We start from the raw sequence: 20,803 nt of genomic DNA on the forward strand, positions 1-20,803 counted from the left end.
GGGATCTCCAGAGGTTGGAAGACGGTTAGCGGGGGTAGACCCGGATCGGGGCCGCCAGCGGCCCGGCCTGGCTCAGCGGGAATGCCGCGAGCAGCCCGTCGCCCGCGTAGGCCACCGAAGCCACGGTCGAGGTGCCGCCGGACACGAGGTAGCGCTGCGACTGCTCCAACGGCATCGTGGCCGAGCCGCCGGCCGGCACCGCCACTGTGCTGGATGCGCCATTGTCGGGGGTGGCCGTGTAGGTGGCGTCGACGGTGCCCATGTTGACCAGGTTGAGTTGCGGGGACGGGCCGTCGGCGGCGGCCACCAGGAACTCGTCGGCGAGGGCGTCGGACGACGCGAACCAGGCGAAGTCGCGGCCTGCGGAACCCGCCGCGGAACTCTGCGCTGCGGCCACGATCGGCTCGCTGGCGGTCAGTTCCAGCGAGTAGGTACCGGGAACGAGCCCGGTCAGGGGCACCTCGGTGGCAACCCCCGGCTGGATGTCGACCTGGACCGAGGCCCCGGCCGCCTGGCCGGTCGCACCGGTCACACCGACCTGGACCGTCGCCGCCACCGTTCCGGGAACAAGCACCCGCACCGAGGTGACGTCGTCACTGAGGCCGCCGACCTCGTCGGGGGCATCCGATCCGGCCGCGTTGGAGACGATCACGCCGGCGATCGCCAGGGCTTCGGCGGGGCCGTTGGAGGGACCGAGGAGGTCGACGCCGCCGGGTTCCAGCCCGCGCACGATGCTCTGCTGCAGCGTGGCCGCCACCTGGCCGCCCTTGGATTGCACGTGCAGCACGGGTGAGCGGAGGTTGGGGGCCAGTCCGGCGAGGGAAACGACCCGCTGGGTGCCCGGCTGCACGAGGATTCCAGTGGAGCCGGGGGCATCCACCTGACCGGTCTCGCCGAACACGGCCAGGTCGACGGTGGCCACGACCGTGGTGGGGTTGCTGAGCAGCACGAGGCTGGTGCGGCCGATGTCGGTGGAACCGCCGACGAGCCAGCTATCACCGGCCGCCTCCCCGCAGCCCGCGACGGCCAGGCCACCGAGCGATTCGCCGCCCGCGATCTGGGACTGGCTGCCCGTGACCAGCGGTGCCGCCCCCGACCCGGGCGGGGTCGGAACGCGCAGCAACTGCGGTGCGCCGAACGATTCGGGGTTCGCGTTATCCGGGGCCGCGATGGACGTAACCTGCGGTTCGATCCACCCCGGCTCGCCCGACGCCGCATGGGCGCCGAAAACGGCTGCAGCGCTTCCGACAGAACTGGCTGCCTGTGCCTGGCTGGAATCCTCGGCCAGCACGAGGAGCGGCCCCGGGCAGACTCGTTGCTGCTCGCTCGGAGTCGGCGACACGATGATGGACGACGGCCCCTTCTCAAGCGTGGGCCAGGTGACGAGGGTTGCCGCGCCGACGGATGCGACGACGACGCCGAGACCGACCAATCCGGCCACCGCCCGCGCCCCGAACAGGGCGATTCCGCGTTTACTGGGCATGGTCGTGCTCCTCCGAACGGGCGCCGATTTCCGTGTCAGGTCCGGAATCAGGTCCGGAATCGGGTCCGGTACCGGAACCGACGTCCGGTGACGTTCCAGGGACGGCTTCAGTCGACGTGACCGGTGCGGCTGTGTCGAGGGCGCCCGCCGCCGCGGGCGTGACGGCGCGCTCGGCGGAGGGCCGGAAGCCGGGCGCGGGCTTCCTGCGGGCCGCCGCCTTGGCGATACGCTTGTTCTCCCTGGTGCGGGCCTTTGCCGTGTTGCGGATGGCGTCCCGGCTGGCCTGACGCACCGCCTCCGGCCCCGCACCGGTGGGGATCGACAAGAGCACGGTGGCCCCGACCACGAGCACGGCGATGACGAGGAACACCAGACCGAGGGTGCCGCCGGCGTTGGCCGGGATGGCGCCGTTGGCCGCGGTGGGGACCGGGGCATCCGTCACCTCGTGCTGCCAGAGCCGGCCGAAGACCGTGTCTCCCACCGGCGCCAGGGCGGCGTTGCCGTCGAGGGCGGTCGTGGTGCGGCCGGCGGTCTCTTCTGCCGCGGGGGTGACCGGCGCCGTGTTTCCGGGACCGGCCGGTGCGACGGCGGCCGGTCGAAGCAGCACGAAACGGATGCCGAAGTCGGCCAGGCCGGCCGCGGCGTCGAGCCCGCTGCGCGAGGCGAGGTTTCCGGCCAAAGTGGCCAGCTCCTCCTCCCGCGGGCTGAGGGTCACGTCGGTGCTGCTGAGGGTGGACTGGGTGTTCAGGGTGGCGCCGGGACCGCGCACGATGGTCGCGAGGATGCCGCCGTCGGGTTGCGGCACGATCTGCAGGGTGCCGACCCGGGCATCCGTCTGCGCCTCGGCGCTGACGAACGCGGGCTGGGTGCGGTCGATGCCTTCGGCCACGACACTGGTGCCGAGGGGCAGGGCTGCGACCAGCGGCGCCACCACGATCACGAGCAGGGCGACCACGGTGACCGCCGGGGCGATGGCGAAGCGCCGCAGGCCGCGCAGGGCGAAGACGACCGCGCCGACCAGCCCGAGCCAGTACAGGCTGAGCCCGGCGCCGGCCCAGATGCCGACCGACTGGCCGCCGACCGAGGAGAGGGAGAGCTGGCTGGCGGCGATGGCCGTGCCCGCGCCGAGCAGGGCGGTCAGCAGCGCGAAGCTCGCGCCGCGGGCCCCAGGCAGGAAGAGGGCAAGGGCGCCGAGTACGGCCAGCGGGATCAGGAGCACCGGCACGAGCACGGACGCGTCGACACCGGGCAGCCCGAGCGTCTCGAGCAGCGGGGTCCACCCGCCGAGCTCACCGGACGGGAAGCCGAGCAACAGCTGCCACACCGAGACGTCGGGGGCGGGCAGAGGCAGGCCCGGGTCCGCCAGCAGGGCCAGCCAGTTGCCGCGCAGTCCCTGATTCCAGATCAGAGGTGCCGCGAGGGCGAGCGCCGCCAGAGGGATGCCGATGAACCGCATACCGCTGCGCCCACTGAGCAGCATGGCGATCAGCCAGACCACCAGGAGCGCGGGCGCGAGCGACGGCGCCGCAGCCACGATGGCGGCGAACAGCAGGGCCGCGGAGCCGGACGCCGACCACGAGCGGGCGGCCATGAACCCGGCGAAGAACAGCCACGGCAGCAGCAGGTGCACGAGGATCGCAGCCGGACGCCCGGCAGCGAGGGCGCTGAGGAAGGTGGGCGACAGCATCCAGAGCACGGCGGCGATGGCGCGAATGGACGCGCGCTCGGAGAGGCGGGTCGCGGCAAGCCAGGCGCCGAGGGCGGCCAGCGGCAGGGCGAGGAAGTGGAGCAGGACGAGCGAGAAGGACGGCGCCCAGAAGGTGAGCGAGCCCAGCACCGCCAGCACCGTGGCGAATGGGTCGGCGCCGCCGACAAAGCCCAGGCCGATGTCGCGCCAGCCGTAGCCGATGCTCCCCCAGAGTTCGGCGGGGGTGTCCGACAGTGGCAGCAGCCCGCCGCCGGTGAGGGTGCGGGCGCCGATCAGAGGGCCCAGGACGATGAGGCCGGCCACCAGGGCGGCCAACACGGTCCACGCGCCGCCACCGGAGATGAAGCGGATTTCGGGCACCTCGCCGTTCACGCTGGTGAGGCTGGCCTCACGGCGGAGCGCCTGGCGGCGGCGCACCTCGACGGTGGGCACGCGCAGCGAGGCGATCGATGCCCAGCCCAGGGTGCGGGTGGCACCGAAGCGGCGCCGGGCAGCACTCACCCGCAGACCGCTGAAAGCCGCGGCGAACGCGGCGGAGTACTCACCCAGAATCGCCCCGGGTTCCTTCTGCAGCAACTGCCCGAACGAGCGCAGCACCGCGAGGGGAACCAGGGCCAGCCAGTGCAGAGGGATCATCCAGCGCGGGGAGTAGACAAGCCGGCGGTGCAGCTGCGCGGCGCGCATGGCACGGAGGCGCTTGCGACGCGCGCGGCCGCGGGAGGAGCCGCTGGTGCCGGCAACGCCGTCTCCGGCTGAGGCCACCTGAGCCGCGGCGACGCCGGAGACGCGGTAGCCGGCCATCCGCACGCGCACACAGAAATCGAGGGAGTCGTCCGCGGACGGCAGGGCCGGGTCGAAGCCGCCGAGCTGCTGCCAGACGAGGTGGCGTACCAGCATGCCGCCGGCGCTCACACCGAGCACGTCGCCCATTCCATCGTGCTGGCCCTGGTCGAGTTCGCTCTCCACCAGGGTGACGGTCGCACCGCCGGGCGTCAGGGACTGCCCGAATTCGTGGATGTAGTCGCCGGCGTCCCAGTCCATGACCTTGGGACCGGCCACGGCAACGGATGGCGCAATCTCCAGTTCGCCGAGCAGGGCCGTCAGGGCGTCGGGTTCCGGCGCACTGTCCTGGGCGAGGAGCCACAGCATTTCGCTATCAGACTCGGCGGGCGCGATGACCCTCTCGGCCGTGGCGATGGCCTCGCCGAAGCTGAGTCCGGCATCCGCTGAGATGAAGTGAGTCGGTGCGTAGGCAGCCAGAAGCGCGGCCGTAGTGTCGGTCGATCCGCAGTCGACCGTGATCACGACGTCGGGTTGACGTGTCTGGCGACTCAGCGCCTCGATAGTGCGTTCGAGGTGCTTGGCGCCGTTACGGGCAACGAGGATGGCGGTGACTCTGGCATGCATATGGAGAACAGCCTAGATTGGTTCGGGCCCGATGAGGAGCAATGGGAGGGGCGAGCCTGAAAAACACTGCTTCGCCTCCGGTGCCGCAGCCGGCGTCGGGTCCGGATTCGCATGCCGTGCGTCGTTTTACGGCCCGTCTGAGGCCTAGCTGGCCCGCTTGCGCAGTTTGCGCCGTTCCCGCTCGGACAGGCCGCCCCAGATTCCGAACCGCTCGTCGTTGGCGAGCGCGTATTGCAGGCACTGGGTTTTCACCTCGCACGAGGAGCAGATCTTCTTGGCATCGCGGGTCGACCCTCCCTTTTCGGGGAAGAACGCCTCCGGATCGGTCTGCGCGCAGAGCGAGTCCGATTGCCACGACAGAAGATCGCCGTCGCCCGCTTCCTTGCGAACCCCGGGAACACCCAGACGAACCGGGTCAATGAACCAGTCCTCCGGTGCCCCGGCACGAGACTCTGATAGCGCCATATCGTCATCCACCCCACTGCAAAATGTGCCCAAAATTACGCGTCAGCCCTAATTACAGCCGTGTAATTCCTTGCCGTCAAGTCGCTGATACTAAACCGTCAATATTTGTTGGAGGGTTTCGACTCGCCCAAGAGCGAAAATCGGTGAGATTTGATTGGTCACAACGCTGAGACGGATGCCGCCTGTCGCGATTCCCAGGCGCTTTGCACCATCTCCTCCAGGCTGTGGCGCATGGCCCAGTCCAGATCGCGGGCCGCGAGTTCGCCGGAGGCGACGATCCGGTCGGGGTCGCCCGCGCGGCGCGGACCGATCACGGGAGCGAAGTCGATGCCGGTGACGGCCGCCACGGTCGACATGATCTGCCCCACCGACACTCCGTCGCCGCTGCCGAGGTTGTAGACGGGCAGCACCGGCTCGCCGGCGTCCAGGTGCCGGGCCGCGGCCACGTGCGAGAGGGCCAGGTCTGCCACGTGGATGTAGTCCCGCACGCACGTTCCGTCGGCGGTGGCGTAGTCGTCGCCGTTGATGCTCGGGATGCGGCTCTCCATCAGCGCGTCGAAGACGAGGGGGAAGAGGTTGTGCGGGCTGGTGTCGCGCAGGTCCGTCGCTCCGGACCCGACCACGTTGAAGTAGCGCAGCGCCGTGTAGCGCAGTCCGGCGGCGACGGCCTGATCGCGCAGCAACCATTCGCCGATCAGTTTGGACTCACCGTAGGGAGATTCGGGGTTCTTCGGGGTTTCCTCGGTGACCAGGTCGGTGTGCGGGGTGCCGTAGACGGCCGCGCTCGAGGAGAACACCATCCGTTTGACCTCGCACTCCTGCATGACCGCCAGCAGGGTGGCCATGGCCGTGACGTTCTGCTCGTAGGTGTGCAGCGGGCGCTGCACCGAGACCCCGGCGTACTTGTAGCCCGCGACGTGCACGACGCCGGTCACGGTGTGCTCGGCGAAGGTGCGCATCAGCAGCTCGCGGTCGAGGAGGGTGCCGCGCACAAACGGCACGTCGGCAGGCACGAATTCAGCGTGCCCGCTGGAGAGGTCGTCGATGACGACCACCTCGATGCCCTCTTTCAGGAAAGCACGAACGATGTGGGAACCGATGTATCCGGCACCTCCGGTGACAAGCCACGCCATCTGAACCTCGCAAGATCTGACGGCAATCAAGCACTGCCGCTCTGCAAGCCTAGCCTCGGGGGCCGGGAACCGACCCGGGCCCTAGCCGAGACGGCGGCGAGCCCGCAGCATCCGCTCGTGGAACGGCAGAAACGCTGCCGACGGCTCGCGCAGGTAGTCGTACTCCAGCGCCGTGACCATCGCCCGCACACACAACCCCCACTGTTTACGAAGGAGCGCGTAGCTGAACCTCAGGGTGCGCCCGTTCTGGCTTGCAACAAGCAGATCACGTTCCCGGTCGACCTCGAAGGCGATCGGATCGTCATGCCAGTCCTTCCCATCGATCTCGACGAAGGTCGACGGCCCGATCTGGCCATCGAGATGCCCGACGCCGCTGACGAACGGTTGCGGAACGAAGGGGATGCCCGCGGCCAGGGCCTTGAGCCGGAATTCCGTTTCCCCACCCGCGGCGGCGCGTCCGTCGACCTCGTCGCGCCAGGACTGAACCCGCAGCAGCGCGCGGGCGAAGATCCAGCCCAGGTCGTCGAGGATAATCCCGACGCCGTTTTCCTGGGCGCTGTGCAACGCGGCATCCAGACACACGATCGCGGTGACCCGGTCGTGGTTGTTCAGAATGTGCACCAGGGCCTCGTGCACGCTGGTACGCCACACGCAGTCGCCCCGCCCGTCGATCGCGTCGTCGCTCCACGTCACGCGGCACCGCACACCGTCGAGCACATCCAGCCGCGCGCGCATGTCCGTCGGGCGCCGCAACCCGCGCGCGGCGCTGGGGACGCTGACGTGGAGCCTGCCGGTGGTTGGGGTCCAGATCCCGTAGGACTTCAGGCAGCTCAATCCGGCCAGCCGGCCTCCGATCCGGAACGCCTCGACGGCCGACGGCGGCGCCAACGGAACCGAGTACCAGCCCTTGCGCACCCGCACGACCGTTCCCCGGTTGACCTCGCCGCGGAGGTGCCCATCGCTCCAGCCTCGGGCGCGGAGTGCGGCGCGCTTGACGAAGAGTCCGTGGCCGAGGATGTCCCTGGTGAGTGAGCGCATGGCCCGCAGCCTCGCAGCGGAGTCGTACCCGCGCCGCGGCATCCGTCACCTTGGGGATAACGCGCCGCCCCCACCGGGTGGGGGGCACCGTTTCCCGCCCGGACGCTACCGATCAGACCGCCCCAGCACCCCCTCGCTGCTGCGCGGAAGGGCGACCGCGAACGAATTCGACGGAGATTTTGCTCCGAACAGCGCACAAACCGGCAAATAGCGGGTTCGAGCGCAAAATCTCCGTCGAATTGGTGGGGAGCCAGGGCTAGGGGGTCGTGGCCAGGAAGACCTCGCCGACGCCGGCGAACGTGAGCGTGCCTTCGTCGGGCGTGATGTAGACGGACTCGCCGCGCTTGAGGGCGACGGATGCCCCCGCACCGGCCACCAGGAATCCCCCGGCCGTGCAGATGGCGATCGCGGGCCCCGTCAGCGTGAACTGCCGCATCGGCACTCCCGCGCGAGAAGCCGAAGCCGCAGGCACACCCGCACCCCCGGCTTCCGCCGCGATGTGCACGAGCACGAAGTCGTCCACGTCGGGTCGGTACTCCGAGACGCCCGGAGACGACAGCACGGGCGGAAGGTACGGCACGGGCAGCGGTGTGAATTCGAGCACCTCGAGCAGTTCGTCGACGTCGATGTGCTTGGGGCTCAGCCCGCCGCGCAGCACGTTGTCCGAGGCGGCCATCAGCTCCACACCGAGGCCGGACAGGTAGGCGTGGATGTTCCCGGCAGGCAGGTAGAGCACCTCGCCTCGGCGCAGCGACACCCGGTTCGTCAGCAGCGAGATCACGATGCCGGGATCCCCCGGGTAGGCACGGGCCAGGTCCCGCACGGTGGCGAGTTCGAGCGGGTAGTCGAGGATCGCGCCGCTCTCGGCAAGGTCGGCCGCGCTGACGGCGAGGGCAACCACCCGCTCGACCAGCCAGGCCACCTCGCCGGAATCGCCGCCGCGGCCGTCGCGCAACAACCAGTCGACGCAGTCGCGCAGGGCGTCGTCGCCGAGCAGGTGCCGCTCGAGCGCATCGAGCGCGCCGGGCTGCGGGTCGTCCGAGGCCACGTCGAGGGCGCGCAGCTCGCCCAGGATGCCGCGGATCTCGACCGGCTCGCGGAACCCGCAGAGGGCCTCGAAGGTGTCGCTCAGGGCGAAAATCACCTCGGGCTTATGGAACGGGTCGCGGTAGTTGCGGTCCGCCGCATCCTGCGGAATACCGGCCGCGTTCTCCAGGCCGAAGCCGATCCGTGCCCGCTCCGCGGTCGGGTGCGCCTGCAGCGAGAGCGGTCCCGCGGCGGCGAGGATCTTCAGGAGATACGGCAACCGCGGAGCAGCGGGCGCGGCGAGCGCGGCGCCGAGGGCCTCCTTCGGGGCTGCGTGGATCCAGTCCAGGAGGGTGTGGTGGCCGCCGACCTGCTCGGGGTCGGTGATGACGCTCGGCGATCCCGGGTGAGCGCCCAGCCAGAGTTCGGCCTCAGCTGTGCCCGACGGATCGTAGCCGAGCAGACCCGCGATGGCGGTGGTCGAACCCCAGGCATAGTGCCGCGGCGTATTGGTGATGCCCACAAACATGGCGCTCTCCTGCACTCTTAGGTTTAGACCAAACTACCAACCGCTTGCGGCGTGCCGGTTCCGCGACCGTAGGCTGCGAACATCCGCCGACCGCCGCACGCCGGCCGTCGCCACCCCCTGCAATGGAGCACCTGATGACCTTCGAGCTACTTCCCAGCGACTTCTACGGCTACGAGAATCTGCTGACCGATCAGGAGAAGACCGCGCTCGCCAATCTGCGCGCCTACCTCGAGTCCGACGTTCGGCCCATCGCGAACGGATGCTGGGAGCGCGCCGAGTTCCCGGCCGAGGTCATCCGGCCGCTGGCGGCGCTCGGGGCCTATTCCTTCGGCTGGCCTGAGACCCGGCCCTTCCAGAACTCCGCGGTGTTCCGCGGCTTCGTGGCCCTGGAGACGGCGCGCGTAGACGCATCCGTCGCCACGTTCGTCGGCGTGCAGAACGGCCTCGCCTGCGGAACCATCTCGGCGACCGGCTCGCCGGAGCAACGCGACGAGTGGCTGCCGCGCCTGGCGAGCGGGGAGCTCGTGGGGGCATTCGGGCTGACCGAGCCGCTCTCCGGCTCGGACGCGGCGCAGGGACTGCGCACGACGGCCACCCGCACCGGCGACACTTGGCTTCTGAACGGCGCCAAGCGCTGGATCGGCAACGCCACCTTTTCCGACATCACCATCATCTGGGCGAAAGACACCGCCGACGGCATGGTCAAGGGCTTCATCGTGACCACCGACACCCCCGGCTACAGCGCCACCCGCATCGAGGGCAAGATCAGCCTGCGCTCGGTGCAGAACGCCGACATCGTGCTCGAGAACGTGGTCGTGCCCGAAAAGAACCGGCTGCAGAACGCGAACTCGTTCAAGGACACCGCCAAGGTTCTGCGCCTGACCCGCGCCGAGGTGGCCTGGGCGGCCGTGGGAACGTCGATCGGCGCCTACGAGGCGGCCGTCGCGTACGCGAAGGAGCGCACGCAGTTCGGCAAGGAGATCGGCGGCCACCAGCTGGTGCAGGACCTGCTGGTGAAGTCGCTGGGCAACATCACCGCCAGCCTGGGCATGGTCGTGCGGGTCTCGCAGATGCTCGACGAGGGCAGCCAGCGCGACGAGCACGCCGCCCTGGCCAAGCTCTTCACGACTGCCCGGATGCGCGAAACGGTCGCCTGGTGCCGCGAACTATTCGGCGGCAACGGCATCGTGCTCTCGTACGATGTGGCGCGCTTCTTCTCCGACGCCGAGGCCGTCTACTCCTATGAGGGCACCCGGGAGATGAACACCCTGATCGTGGGGCGCAGCATCACCGGCCAGGCGGCCTTCGTCTAGGCGAGTCAGGGGCCGCGCCCGCCCTACCGCCCCGAACCCCGAACGAATTCGACGGAGATTTTGGCCAAACTAGTCCGCAAAACCCTGAAAACGCGCTTTTACGGGAGAATCTCCGTCGAATTGGTTCAACGCCGAGCGGGCCCGGGTCGCGTCGGGCGGCTACGCCAGCGTCAGGAAGAGCTTCTCCAGCTCCTCGACCGTGAGGGAATTTTCCCCCTGCGGGTTGTCGAGGCACTCGCGCATCGCCGTGGAGACGATGACGAAACCGGCCTTGTCGAGGGCGCTGGACACGGCGGCAAGCTGAGTGACGACATCCTTGCAGCTGCCGCCGGCCTCGACGGCGGTGATGACCGCCGCGAGCTGGCCCTGGGCCCGGCGCAACCGGTTGAGGATCTTCTTCTGGTTCTGTTCCCCAGCGACGTCGGCAGCAGCGACGTCAGCAGCGGTAGCGGTGATTTCGGTCATGCCGGAATCCTTTCAGACTTGGCGGCGATGACGGGCATCAGGCCGAGAGCGGTTTCGCCGGCGATCCAGGTGCGGTAGCCGCCGTCGAGGTTCTGCACGTCCAGCCCGTTCTGGCTCAAAATGCGTGCGGCCGTGTGCCCGCGCTGGCCCACCTGGCAGTGCACGATCACAGGTGCGTCGGGCAGCTCGGCCAGGCGGTCCCGCAGTTCGTCCACCGGAACGTTGATCGCGCCGGGAATGTTCCCGGCGGCGAACTCCGCCGCCGAGCGCACATCCACGAGCACCGCGCCCGCGGCCCGGGCTGCGGCCAGCTCGTGCCACTGCAGCGCACGCGTCGTTCCCGCGGCAAGGTTGTCGGCGACATAGCCGAGCTGGTTGATCGGGTCCTTCGCCGACGCGTACTGCGGCGCGTATGCCAGCTCGAGGCGGGTGAGAGCGGATGCCGCCAGTCCGCCGGTCATCGCCGTCGCCAGGATGTCGATGCGCTTGTCGACGCCGCTGCCGCCGACGATCTGGGCGCCGAGGATGGCATCCGTCGCCGGGTCGACCAGGAGCTTTATTGACATGCCCTCGGCGCCGGGGTAGTACGTGGCGTGCGAGGCCGGGTGGGTGTGCACGACCCGGTGCGCGCGGCCGCGCTGCACGAGACGCTTCTCGCTCCAGCCGACCATGGCCGCCGTCAGGCCGAAGATGCCGAGGATGGCGGTTCCGAGCACCGGGGCGGCCGACGCGGGCTCGCCGGCGATGCTGTCGGCGGCCGCCCGGCCGTGCCGGTTTGCGAGGCCGGCCATGGTGATCAGGATGCCGCTATTGTCGACGGCGTCGATCTTCTCGACGCCGTCGCCGACCGCGTAGATCGACGGGTCGTTGGTCTGCTGACTGCCATCGACGGCGATACCGCCGCTCGCGCCGATCGTGATGCCCGCCCGGGCGGCGAGCGAGGTGTCGGGGAGCACCCCGACGGAGTCGATGACGAGGTCGGCCGGAACGACGGATCCGTCGCTGAGCTTGACTCCCGCGTCGGCGGCGGCGGTGACGGTCGTGTTCAGGCGTACGTCAACACCCCGCAAGAGCAGCTCGTCGAAGATCGGCGCGGCCATCTCGGCGTCGAAGGGCCCGAAGACCTGGGAGCCGAACTCGACCAGGGTCACGTGCACGCCGCGGCGAACAAGGTTTTCGACGGCCTCCAGGCCGATGAACCCGGCGCCGATGACGACGGCGGAGGCCTGACCCGTGATGCCGGCCAGCAGAGCGGTGATGTGGTCGACGTCGTCGACCGTGCGCAGGGTGCGAGTGGCGAGGCCGGCCGGGGTGATCCCGGTTCGGGCCGTCGCTCCGGCAGCCAGGATGAGGCGGTCGTACGTCTCGATGGTCTCAGCGCCGGTCTGCGTTTGGCGCACGAAGACCGTCTTCGCTTCCCGGTCGATCGCCGTGACCTCGTGGTCGACGCGCACGTCGAGGCGGAAGCGGCCCCCGAGGGATTCTGGGGTCTGGAGTAGGAGGTTGCTGCGGTCCGTGATCACGCCGCCCACGTAATAGGGAAGTCCGCAGTTTGCGAACGAGACATAGTGGCCGCGTTCAAATACAATGATGTCTGCCGTCTCGTCCAGCCGACGCAACCGCGTCGCCGCCGACATTCCGCCCGCAACTCCACCAACTATGATCGTTTTCATTCGAACCTCCGGGATAAGTATACCCCAGGGGGTATAGAAAATGATCGGTGACCGCCCCGGCACGCTCTAGCCTTAGACACATGCCCGCCGTCCAGAGCCGATTCGTCGTTCGCACCTTCGCGACGCTCGTCTTTTTCTCCGTCCTGGCCGGCCAGTTCTGGCGCAGCCTGTTCGGCTGGTGGGGCTACGGTGCGATCGCGCTGGTCGTCGTCGTGAGCAGCGTCGTCGCCCTCGTCACGTTGAACCCGGACTGGATGTGGTCGCGGTTCCCGAAATCGCTCATCGCCTTCCTCGGTCTGGCCACCCTGTCGCTGGCCTGGTCGTTCTACCTCGGCGCCTCCCTGATCGGGGTCACCCTGCAGTGGGCAACCACGCTGGCCGCGCTGTTCCTCGCCCTGTGCCTGAGTTGGGCCGAGCTGCTGCGCACGCTCGCCGCCGCACTGCGTTGGATCCTCGCCCTATCCCTCGCGTTCGAGCTCATCGTCGCCCTGTTCGTGCGGCAGGCCGTGCTCCCCTTCTGGGTCGACTACGGCACCCGCAACGTGCCGGAGTCGTACTACTGGACCCGCGGCATCCTGCTGCAGGGCGGGCCAATCGAGGGCATCGTCGCCAACCGCAACCTGCTCGGATTCGTGGCACTGATGGCCGTGATCGTCTTCGCCGTGCAGCTCGCCGCCGGCACCGTGAGCCGCAACTGGGGTCTGGCGTGGCTGGGCCTCGGGGTGCTCATGCTGCTGCTGACCCGGTCCGCGACCGTGACGCTTGCCGCCGCCGCCGTCGCCGCAGCGCTGCTCTTCGCCCTCTGGGCCCGCCGCCGGCCCCCCGAGGGGCGCCGGCCGGTGTACCTGGTGGCCGCGGCATCCGTGGTCGTCGGCGGTGTCGGCCTGGTGGCCCTCACGCCGCAGCTCCTCGCCCTGCTCGGCAAATCCGCCGACCTCACCGGCCGCCTCGACATCTGGCGCAGCGTGGCCGGGCTGGCTGCCGAGCGCCCGGTGTTCGGCTGGGGCTGGGTGAGCTACTGGGCCCCCTGGGTCGAACCCTTCGAGGGTCTCGCCGTGCGTCGCGGCGTCGTCTACCTTCAGGCGCACAACGCCTGGCTCGACGTCTGGCTTCAGCTGGGCGTCCTCGGGCTGGTCATCTTCGCCGCCGCCGTTTTCTCCACGCTGTGGCGCTGCTGGTTCCTCGCGGTCGACCGGCCCAGGCGCGCCCTCGCCGACACGGAACCCTACGCGGCCTCCGCCCTGCTCCCGCTGCTGCTCCTGGTAGCCCTGATCGCCCAGAGCCTGGCCGAAAGCCGCATCCTGATCGAGTCCGGCTGGCTGCTGCTGGTCGTGCTCGCCGTGATCACGAAGCGACAGCAGGCAACCAATCAACGGATGCCTTAGGCGGTAGCGTGGGAACGTCATGACCTACCGCGCGTATCCCCCCGCCGTGCCGGACCAGTTCACACGGCTGTTCGCCTCCCCCAAGTTCGCCTCCTCGCTGGCGCTGGTCATCATCGGCTTCGCCTTTTCGACCACTGCCCTGCGCGCCGTGATCGGCCCGCCCGGCGTCGTCGGCATTCTCGTGGGCCTCGTCGTGCTGGCCGCGTTCTCGCTCACCGCCCGCTGGGCCGGCGTCGACTGGCACGGGCTCCTGCCGATCTCGATCATGGTCTTCGTGGGCTGGTGTGCCCTGTCGGTGCTGTGGTCCAGCTACCCGCTGCACACCCTCAGCGCCTCGCTCTACCAGCTCGCCTTCACCTTTTTGGCCATCTACATCGCCCTGGCCCGCGACACCATCCAGGTCGTGCGCGCCACCGGCGACGTGCTGCGGGTGCTGCTCGGACTGTCCCTGGCTCTGGAGGTGCTCTCCGGCCTGCTGCTCGACACGCCCTTCGTCTTCCTCGGCATCCAGGGCAACATCGACTCTTTCGGGCCCGTGCAGGGCCTCTTCGGCTCTCGCAACGTGTTCGGGTTGGTCTCGCTGATCGCGGCGGTCACTTTCGCGGTCGAACTGCGGTCCCGGTCGGTGCGGCGCGGGCTCGGCATCGGCTCCATCGCCCTGGCCGTGTTCGGCCTGCTACTCACCCGCTCCCCCGTCATCCTCGTGGTGGCCCTGTTCGTGGGCCTCGCCGCGCTGGCGCTGATCTGGCTGCGCGCCACGCCCGCCGCGAACCGGTGGCTGCTGCAGATCGGGCTGCTCGGCGGCACCGTCGTGGCCGGCATCATCGCGGTTGCGGCCCGCGCGCGCATCACCGACCAGCTGAACGCGGGCAGCGAGTTCGAGGCCCGCACCACACTCTGGGGCGAAATCTGGCGTCTGGCCATGCTGAACCCGCTCGAGGGTTGGGGCTGGGCCGGTCTCTGGCCCGTCGACGTCACGCCCTACGGCTGGCTCAGCTTCGTCACCGGGCGCCCGCAGGCCTCCGCGCTGAACGCGTTCCTCGACGTCTACTTCCAGGTCGGCCTGGTCGGCCTCCTGTCGTTCCTCGCGCTCGTGATGCTCGCCTTCTGGCGGTCGTGGCTGCTCGCCTCGGATAAGCGCTCGATGGTCTACGTCTGGTCGCCGCTGGTGCTGGTGACCCTGCTGGTCACCTCCGCGGCCGAAAGCACCGTTCTGGTCGACTTCGGCTGGCTGCTGCTGCTGATCTGCGCCGTGAAGGCCGCGCAGGGCAAGAGCTGGCGCAGCCTTCTGCAGCCCACTCCGCATCGGCACCCGGAGAACTGAGCGAGGGCCGAGCCCGGCTCAGGTCGTGCGGCGGCGCTCAGCCACCAGCCGGAACACGTCCGCGTGCTCCCGACCGCAGCGTTCCCAGCTGAACTCCCCCGCTCGGGCAACTCCCCGGCGCCCGAGGGCGGCCGCGTTGGCCAAGGCACGCTCCACGGCATCCGCGATGGCCTGCGGGTCGGTGGGGTCGAACATCTCGGCAGCGTCGCCACAAATCTCGGGCAGTGACCCGGCATTCGACGACGCGACAGGGCATCCGGATGCCATCGCCTCCAAGGGCGGCAGGCCGAAACCCTCGTAGAGGCTCGGGAACACCACGACCGCCGCGCTTCGATAGAGCTCGGCCAGCTCAGGCCCGCTGACATGCCCTCGCCAATCGACGCCGGCCGGCAGAACGCCGAGCTTCTCCAGGTCTCCACCGGTGAGAACCAGGCGCAGGTCGGGGTAGTGCTGCCGGAGCAGGGCGAAGGCCGCGAAGAGTCGGGCATGATTCTTGTGCGGCCATGCGCGGGCCGGGTAGAAGAGGAAGTCGCCCCGCGAACCGAGATTCGGCGTGAACTGCTCCCGGTTGGCGCCGAGGTGCGCCACGTGGATGCGGGCGGGATCGACCCCGAGGTGGTGCACGATGCGGGCCTTCGTGAACTCGCTGATGGTGATCACGGCATCCGCCCGGCGCGCCGCCCTGTCGTAGGTCAGCCACCGGAACGCACGCTCCGCCGGGGTGAACAGCGCCGGCAGGTCGAGGTGCTGCACGTCGAAAATCATAAGCACGAACGCCTGGCGCCGGCTCGGCCGCGGCACTGGCACCGTGAACGGGAAGTAGACGACCTCGGCCTCGCTCATCAGGGCGCGCGCCCGACGGGCATGGCCGAACGCCGACAGCATGCCCCTGATGCGCGCCTTCGAACCGGTGCCGCTGTGCACTCCGGCGACGACCGTCTCCGTGGCCTCCTCGCTCCACCCGGCGGCGTTCGAGGGCACGTAGACCGTCACATCGACGTCGGGCTGGCGGGCGAGTTGCCTGGCCAACTCACGGGCATACGTCTCCCCGCCGCCCATCGCCCCGGGATACATGGTGAGCACCGAGAGAGCGACGCGCAGACGAGCGGATGCGCCCGGCCGGGCACCAGGCACGTACACCATCAGCTGCCGAAGGACTCCCGCAGCGCGTCGATGCCCGCCTCGGTCTCCCCGTCGAAGACGATCTTGCCGTGGGACAGCACGATCACGCGGTCGCAGAGGTCGGCGATCTGGCCGGCCGAGTGCGACACGAACACGATCGTGCGGCCCTCCTGCTGGAACTCACGGATCTTGTCCATGCACTTCTTTTGGAACGGCTCGTCGCCGACGGCCAGCACCTCGTCGACCAGCAGGATGTCCGGGTCGACGTGCACGGCGATTGCGAACGCGAGCCGCACGTACATGCCGGAGGAGTAGAACTTCACCTGCGTGTCGATGAAGTCACCGATTTCAGAGAACGCGACGATGGAGTCGAAGTAGTCGGCGGTCTGCTGCTGGGTCAGCCCCAGGATCGACCCGTTGAGAAAGACGTTCTCCCGGCCAGTGAGGTCGGGGTGAAACCCGGCGCCGAGCTCGAGCAGCGCCGCGAGGCGGCCGCGTCGCTCGACGAAGCCGTTATTGGGCTGGATGATCCCGCCGATGACCTTGAGCAGGGTGCTCTTGCCGGATCCGTTAGCGCCGACGAGTCCGACGCTGGTGCCCGCCGTGATCTCGATTCCGATGTCGCGCAGCGCCCAGAAGTCTTCCTTGTGCTGCTTCGATCGGCCGAAGTTCACAATTCGTTCCTTCAGCGACTTGTCCTTGCGGATGATGAAGCGCTTGGAGACATCCCTCGTGCGGATGACGACCGGGGCGTCCTTGATGGGAGGTCTCTGAGGAAGAAGTGACATTAGATCTCCTGCGCAAAGTTGCCTTGGAGCTTCTGGAAGACGCGCTGGCAGATGATGAGGAACACGATACCGACGACGGCCGTCACGATCAGTCGAAGATCAAGGTCCGGCGGCCACGGCTGCGGACCGACAGTAATATCGCCCATCGTGCGGGTCTCGGACCCCGCTTGCCACAGGCCCTTCTGGAAGGCGAGCACCGCGACGGTGACCGGGTTGAACAGGTACACCTCGATCAACCACGGGGCGCGCGAGTTGGTGATCGCACCCACCACCAGCGACCACGAGTAGACGATGGGCGATGCCCAAAAGAGGATGAGCATGGCAACCTCGACCAGGTACTGCACGTCGCGCAGGTACACGTTGAGGGCCGAGAGCAGCAGCGCGAACGCGACGCCCCAGACCAGCACGATCACGATGGCCACGGGCACATAGAGCAGGTTCCACGACAGTGGAAACTGGCCGAGCAGAATGGTGGCGCCCACGAGCACGACCATCTGGATCACGAAGTTGAAGATGGCCGACCCGGTGGCGGCTAGCGGGAAGATTTCCCGCGGTAGGTAGACCTTCTTAATCAGACCGGCGTTGCCGATGATCGACATGGTTCCCGTCGACACGATCTCGCTATAGAGCCCCCAGATAGTGAGGCCGGTGAAGACGAAGATGGCGAAGTCGGGGATGCCGCGGGCGGCACCAAGGAATTGGCCGATCGCCACGTAGTAGATCAGCAGCATGGTCAACGGCCGAATCAAGCTCCAGATGAAGCCCAGGCTGCTGTCCTTATAGCGGGCCTTAAGTTCGCGTCGGATGAGGAGGTCAAGGAGTTCGCGGTGCGCCGCGATCTCCTTGATCGAACCCCAAAATCCACCGATCAGTCCGCCGCCGGACAGAGCCGATTTCTGGAACGGCAGAGACTTGAGTCGGTCTGCGCGTTCTTGGGCAATGCTGGTCATATAACTCCGTGAGTGTGGTGGACGACTGGCCGTCCATCGGTCGAGTCTACGAGGATTTGTGGAAGTACTCCCACACCTCGGTGGCGTAGTCGTTCCAATCCTTGTTCTCGCGGCGGGCGGCCTCGTCCCGCAAACGCTGGTTCACTTCCGGGTCGAACATCGCCAGGGCAATGCCGGCGGCCAGAGCCGCGTCGTCGCGCGGATCCACCAGAACTGCCCCACCCTGCTCGCAGATTTCTTTCATACTGCCGAAATCGGAGGTGACCACGGGGGTGCCCACGGCCAGCGACTCGGCCACAGGCAGGCCGAATCCCTCGTTCAAAGAGGGGAAGGCCGTGCAAGCCGCGGCCCGATAGCCACCCCAGAGGAGGGCGTCGGAGATCGCCGAAATGGTCTGCACCGGCCGACCGCGTTCCTGCATCTGCTCGAGCTGGGTGGTGAACGCCTGGCCGCCCCACGAGTTACCTCCGACGAACGAGAGGCAGAATTCGTGCCCCTCGCGCCAGAGGAGCTCGGCCGCGCTGAGCACGGCAAGGTGGTTCTTCCGAGGCTCGTGGCTGCCCACGCAGAGCAGCAGCGGCAGCTCGTCCATGACGAGCGACTCCTTCGCCGACTCGAGCTCAGCGGCGGTAACCGTGCCGGCATCGGCAGGCAGCAGGACCGGTTCGATCTCCGGGCCGGTCAGGCCGGCCCCGGCGAGCATCCGCCGCCAGCCACGGTACTCGAGGGCGGCCGCACCGGAAATGGTGGCGACCTTGTCAAACCTGGCGACCGCTGCAAGGTTCTTCGCGAACGCCCCACCCATGCCGAGGCCGGTGGTCTCCGCCGAGGTCAGAGGTACGCAGTCGAAACCGATCACGTAGGAGGCGTTGCCGGAGAACTCCGCTAGGGCTGAGATGCGGGCCGTGCGCTCGGCTTCGACGGCGAGTTCGGGAAGGATATAGGTTGAGCGCCATGGCACGGTGACTTCGGCGACTCCCTCACTCTCAGCATTCGGGTGAGTACCGTAGAGGGCATTGGCCCTCTCCTGCTCGGAGAGCTCGCGGAGCGCGCCGAACGCGGAACCCCAGCCCACGAGCAGAAGATCATGCGACTGCGACCACTGTTCGATGGTCTTGCGCACCACGCGTTGAATCCCGGTGGCCAGACCGGTGCGCGCCGTGTGGTGTACGTCGACGAACGTTGCCCCGGTGACCACGCGCACGGGACGCACGGGATGGAGGCCGAAAAGCCCGCGCCGCACCGGGGAGTGCGCGACCTGCTTGAGCACGGATGCTGCGCCGTCGAGACGGATGCGACGGATGCCGTCGACGACCTGGTCGTGGGTGGGAAACTCGGCGTGCAGCACGGCCAGGGCCAGCCACATGTTGTCGGTGGCCGGCACGACGAAGTGCGTGGCCAGGCGGCCGAGGAGCGCGGCTTCGTCACCGGTCAGGTCGGTCGACGGGTCCAGCGCAGCCAGCAGGACACGGAGTCGGTCGATCGTGGTCTGGTTAGACATCCAGTTCCCCTCTCAGGGGCAGGACGAGCTGGTCCCATAGTTCGTTCGCGTAGTCATCCCAGGTGCGATCCGACCGGGCGGCAATCTCGGCGTGGAGACGGTTGAGGATGTCGTCGTCGGTGAGCAGGGAGCGCATGGCCACGACGAGTTCGTCGTCGTTGCGCGGGTCGACCATAAGACAGCCGCCCCCACGGGCGATTTCGGCGGTGCTGCCGTAATCAGTGGTGATCACGGGGGTGGCGAATGCCAGCGACTCGGCAACCGGCAGCCCGTAGCCCTCATGCAGCGACGGGAACAGCGAGAACCGCGCCTCGCGGTAGGCCGACAGCAGAACTTCATCGTTGACTCCACGGAGAACCTCGATCCGGCGGCCGCGGCGCTTCAGCGCCCGAACCCGTTTGTCGAACTCGCGCGTATAGAGGATGCTGCCGCCGCCGATGAAGCGCAGCCGGAACGCCACGCCTTCGCGCCAGAGCAGCTCGGCTGCGAACAGAACCGCGAGGTGATTCTTACGCGGCTCCTGGCTGCCGATGCAGATGACGAGCGGATCAATTCCGGTCGCTCCGCTCACATCGGCGTCGCCGTCGGGGGCGTCGATCGGCAGGCTCACCTCGACCGTCTCCGGGCCGACGAGACCCTGCGCGGGCAGGGCGGCGGCGAAGCCCGCGAATTCCTCGGTGGCCGCGCCACTGATGCCGGCCAGGCGATGGGAGTGCTTGAAGATGGTGAGGTAGCGCACGAAACGTTCGGTCTCGAGGGAGTCAAGCGTGTCGGCGCTGACGACCGGAATGGCGTCATAGCCGACGAGCCCGACCCTGTTGCCAGAGTATTCGGCGAGGGCTGCGAGGGCACTGCAGAGGGCTGCCTGCGGCACCTCGGGCAGGATCACGACGGATTTGAACGGGATGATGACGCGGTAGACCTCAGGGTCGACCGGCGGCTGATCGCGGCCGGGCTCCGTGTAGGTGTTCCATTCGATGACCCGGCTGCGTTCGAGCGGGGTCATGCTGCGCATGGCGCCGCCGTTGGCAGTCCAGGCCACGAAAACGGCGTCGCTGGTGGCATTCCATCGGGACATGGTCTGGCGCACGACGCGCTGGATTCCGGTATTGTGCCGGTGGTTCGCGCAGAAGTCCACGTCGACGACGGTTCCACCGGACACAACTTCGATGCCCTTGTCGAGGTCGTCGAAGCGGACAGCCGAATCGAAGCAGGCTTCCAAGAACGCCGCCGAGATTTTTCTCGGGTCGGCCAGGGCGACCGCTCGCCGGGTCATACGCACCTGGTCGGCATTCGGGAAGGAGGCCGTTACCCCGGCGATCAGCAGCCAGAGCAGGTCAGGGCTCTCGCGCGAATTTGCCTCGGCTACGAGGCGTGCCAGCAGCGGCCCCGCGCCGCGCTGAACGAGCGCGTCAATATCGGCTTGCTCGCTAAAGATGTAGGGCGCGACTGTCGCGAGTCGACCCAGTAGGGCTTGTGACAAGCCTGGACGG

15 protein-coding genes and 1 pseudogene are annotated in these 20,803 nt (G+C 68.5%); 3 read left to right on the top strand and 13 right to left on the bottom strand.

Annotated elements, in window-relative coordinates; genetic code table 11:
• Positions 1-25 precede the first annotated feature (25 nt).
• The 6 genes from E3T40_RS01610 to manA all read right to left on the bottom strand — a co-directional run bounded on the left by E3T40_RS01610 (position 26) and on the right by manA (position 8,789).
• Positions 26-1,483, bottom strand: coding sequence for a DUF5719 family protein (locus E3T40_RS01610; RefSeq protein ID WP_134542493.1), 1,458 nt, complete (start codon positions 1,481-1,483; stop codon positions 26-28).
• Complete coding sequence (locus tag E3T40_RS01615) at positions 1,473-4,598, bottom strand: glycosyltransferase (RefSeq protein ID WP_134542494.1); 3,126 nt, start codon at positions 4,596-4,598, stop codon at positions 1,473-1,475. Before E3T40_RS01615 ends, E3T40_RS01610 begins: the two co-directional genes overlap by 11 nt.
• Before the next feature lie 144 nt (positions 4,599-4,742).
• Positions 4,743-5,063, bottom strand: coding sequence for a WhiB family transcriptional regulator (locus E3T40_RS01620; protein WP_104194444.1), 321 nt, complete (start codon positions 5,061-5,063; stop codon positions 4,743-4,745).
• Between the two features lie 158 nt (positions 5,064-5,221).
• Entirely contained in the window at positions 5,222-6,196 is a 975-nt protein-coding gene (gene galE, locus E3T40_RS01625; RefSeq protein ID WP_104194443.1) for a UDP-glucose 4-epimerase GalE, read from the bottom strand.
• A gap of 81 nt (positions 6,197-6,277) precedes the next feature.
• Complete coding sequence (locus E3T40_RS01630) at positions 6,278-7,234, bottom strand: hypothetical protein (protein ID WP_104194442.1); 957 nt, start codon at positions 7,232-7,234, stop codon at positions 6,278-6,280.
• A gap of 256 nt (positions 7,235-7,490) precedes the next feature.
• Positions 7,491-8,789, bottom strand: a complete 1,299-nt coding sequence (gene manA / locus E3T40_RS01635; protein ID WP_104194441.1) for a mannose-6-phosphate isomerase, class I — start codon at positions 8,787-8,789, stop codon at positions 7,491-7,493.
• A 134-nt stretch (positions 8,790-8,923) separates the two neighbouring features.
• On the opposite strand from manA, the gene E3T40_RS01640 reads away from it, so the two are divergent.
• A complete protein-coding gene (locus tag E3T40_RS01640; protein WP_134542495.1) occupies positions 8,924-10,102 on the top strand; it encodes an acyl-CoA dehydrogenase family protein in 1,179 nt (392 codons plus the stop codon).
• A gap of 159 nt (positions 10,103-10,261) precedes the next feature.
• Here the strand turns inward: E3T40_RS01640 and E3T40_RS01645 are convergent, their stop codons facing one another.
• Positions 10,262-10,567, bottom strand: a complete 306-nt coding sequence (locus tag E3T40_RS01645; protein WP_104100304.1) for a metal-sensitive transcriptional regulator — start codon at positions 10,565-10,567, stop codon at positions 10,262-10,264.
• Complete coding sequence (locus E3T40_RS01650; RefSeq protein ID WP_134542496.1) at positions 10,564-12,240, bottom strand: FAD-dependent oxidoreductase; 1,677 nt, start codon at positions 12,238-12,240, stop codon at positions 10,564-10,566. The genes E3T40_RS01645 and E3T40_RS01650 overlap by 4 nt, the downstream gene beginning before the upstream one ends.
• 80 nt (positions 12,241-12,320) lie before the next feature.
• Between E3T40_RS01650 and E3T40_RS01655 the strand changes: the two genes are divergently transcribed.
• Both E3T40_RS01655 and E3T40_RS01660 read left to right on the top strand, forming a co-directional pair.
• Positions 12,321-13,625, top strand: coding sequence for an O-antigen ligase (locus tag E3T40_RS01655; RefSeq protein ID WP_134542497.1), 1,305 nt, complete (start codon positions 12,321-12,323; stop codon positions 13,623-13,625).
• A 19-nt stretch (positions 13,626-13,644) separates the two neighbouring features.
• Entirely contained in the window at positions 13,645-14,949 is a 1,305-nt protein-coding gene (locus E3T40_RS01660; RefSeq protein WP_134542498.1) for an O-antigen ligase, read from the top strand.
• An 18-nt stretch (positions 14,950-14,967) separates the two neighbouring features.
• Here the strand turns inward: E3T40_RS01660 and E3T40_RS01665 are convergent, their stop codons facing one another.
• The 5 genes and pseudogenes from E3T40_RS01665 to E3T40_RS01685 all read right to left on the bottom strand — a co-directional run bounded on the left by E3T40_RS01665 (position 14,968) and on the right by E3T40_RS01685 (position 20,793).
• On the bottom strand, positions 14,968-16,092 hold the full coding sequence (locus E3T40_RS01665; RefSeq protein WP_134542499.1) for a glycosyltransferase family 1 protein: 1,125 nt from the start codon (positions 16,090-16,092) through the stop codon (positions 14,968-14,970).
• Between the two features lie 14 nt (positions 16,093-16,106).
• A pseudogene (locus tag E3T40_RS01670) lies at positions 16,107-16,859 on the bottom strand (ABC transporter ATP-binding protein); the annotation flags it as partial.
• Positions 16,859-17,809, bottom strand: coding sequence for an ABC transporter permease (locus E3T40_RS01675; RefSeq protein ID WP_134542501.1), 951 nt, complete (start codon positions 17,807-17,809; stop codon positions 16,859-16,861). The gene E3T40_RS01675 and the pseudogene E3T40_RS01670, both read right to left, overlap by 1 nt.
• A 46-nt stretch (positions 17,810-17,855) precedes the next feature.
• Positions 17,856-19,310 carry a glycosyltransferase gene (locus E3T40_RS01680; RefSeq protein WP_134542502.1) on the bottom strand — a complete coding sequence of 485 codons (1,455 nt, stop codon included), beginning with the start codon at positions 19,308-19,310 and terminating at the stop codon, positions 17,856-17,858.
• Positions 19,303-20,793, bottom strand: a complete 1,491-nt coding sequence (locus E3T40_RS01685; protein WP_166786537.1) for a glycosyltransferase — start codon at positions 20,791-20,793, stop codon at positions 19,303-19,305. Before E3T40_RS01685 ends, E3T40_RS01680 begins: the two co-directional genes overlap by 8 nt.
• Positions 20,794-20,803: the final 10 nt, after the last annotated feature.

Origin of the sequence: Cryobacterium sp. TMT1-19 (genome assembly GCF_004403055.1) — a bacterium.
In the GTDB taxonomy this organism is placed as follows: domain Bacteria; phylum Actinomycetota; class Actinomycetes; order Actinomycetales; family Microbacteriaceae; genus Cryobacterium; species Cryobacterium sandaracinum.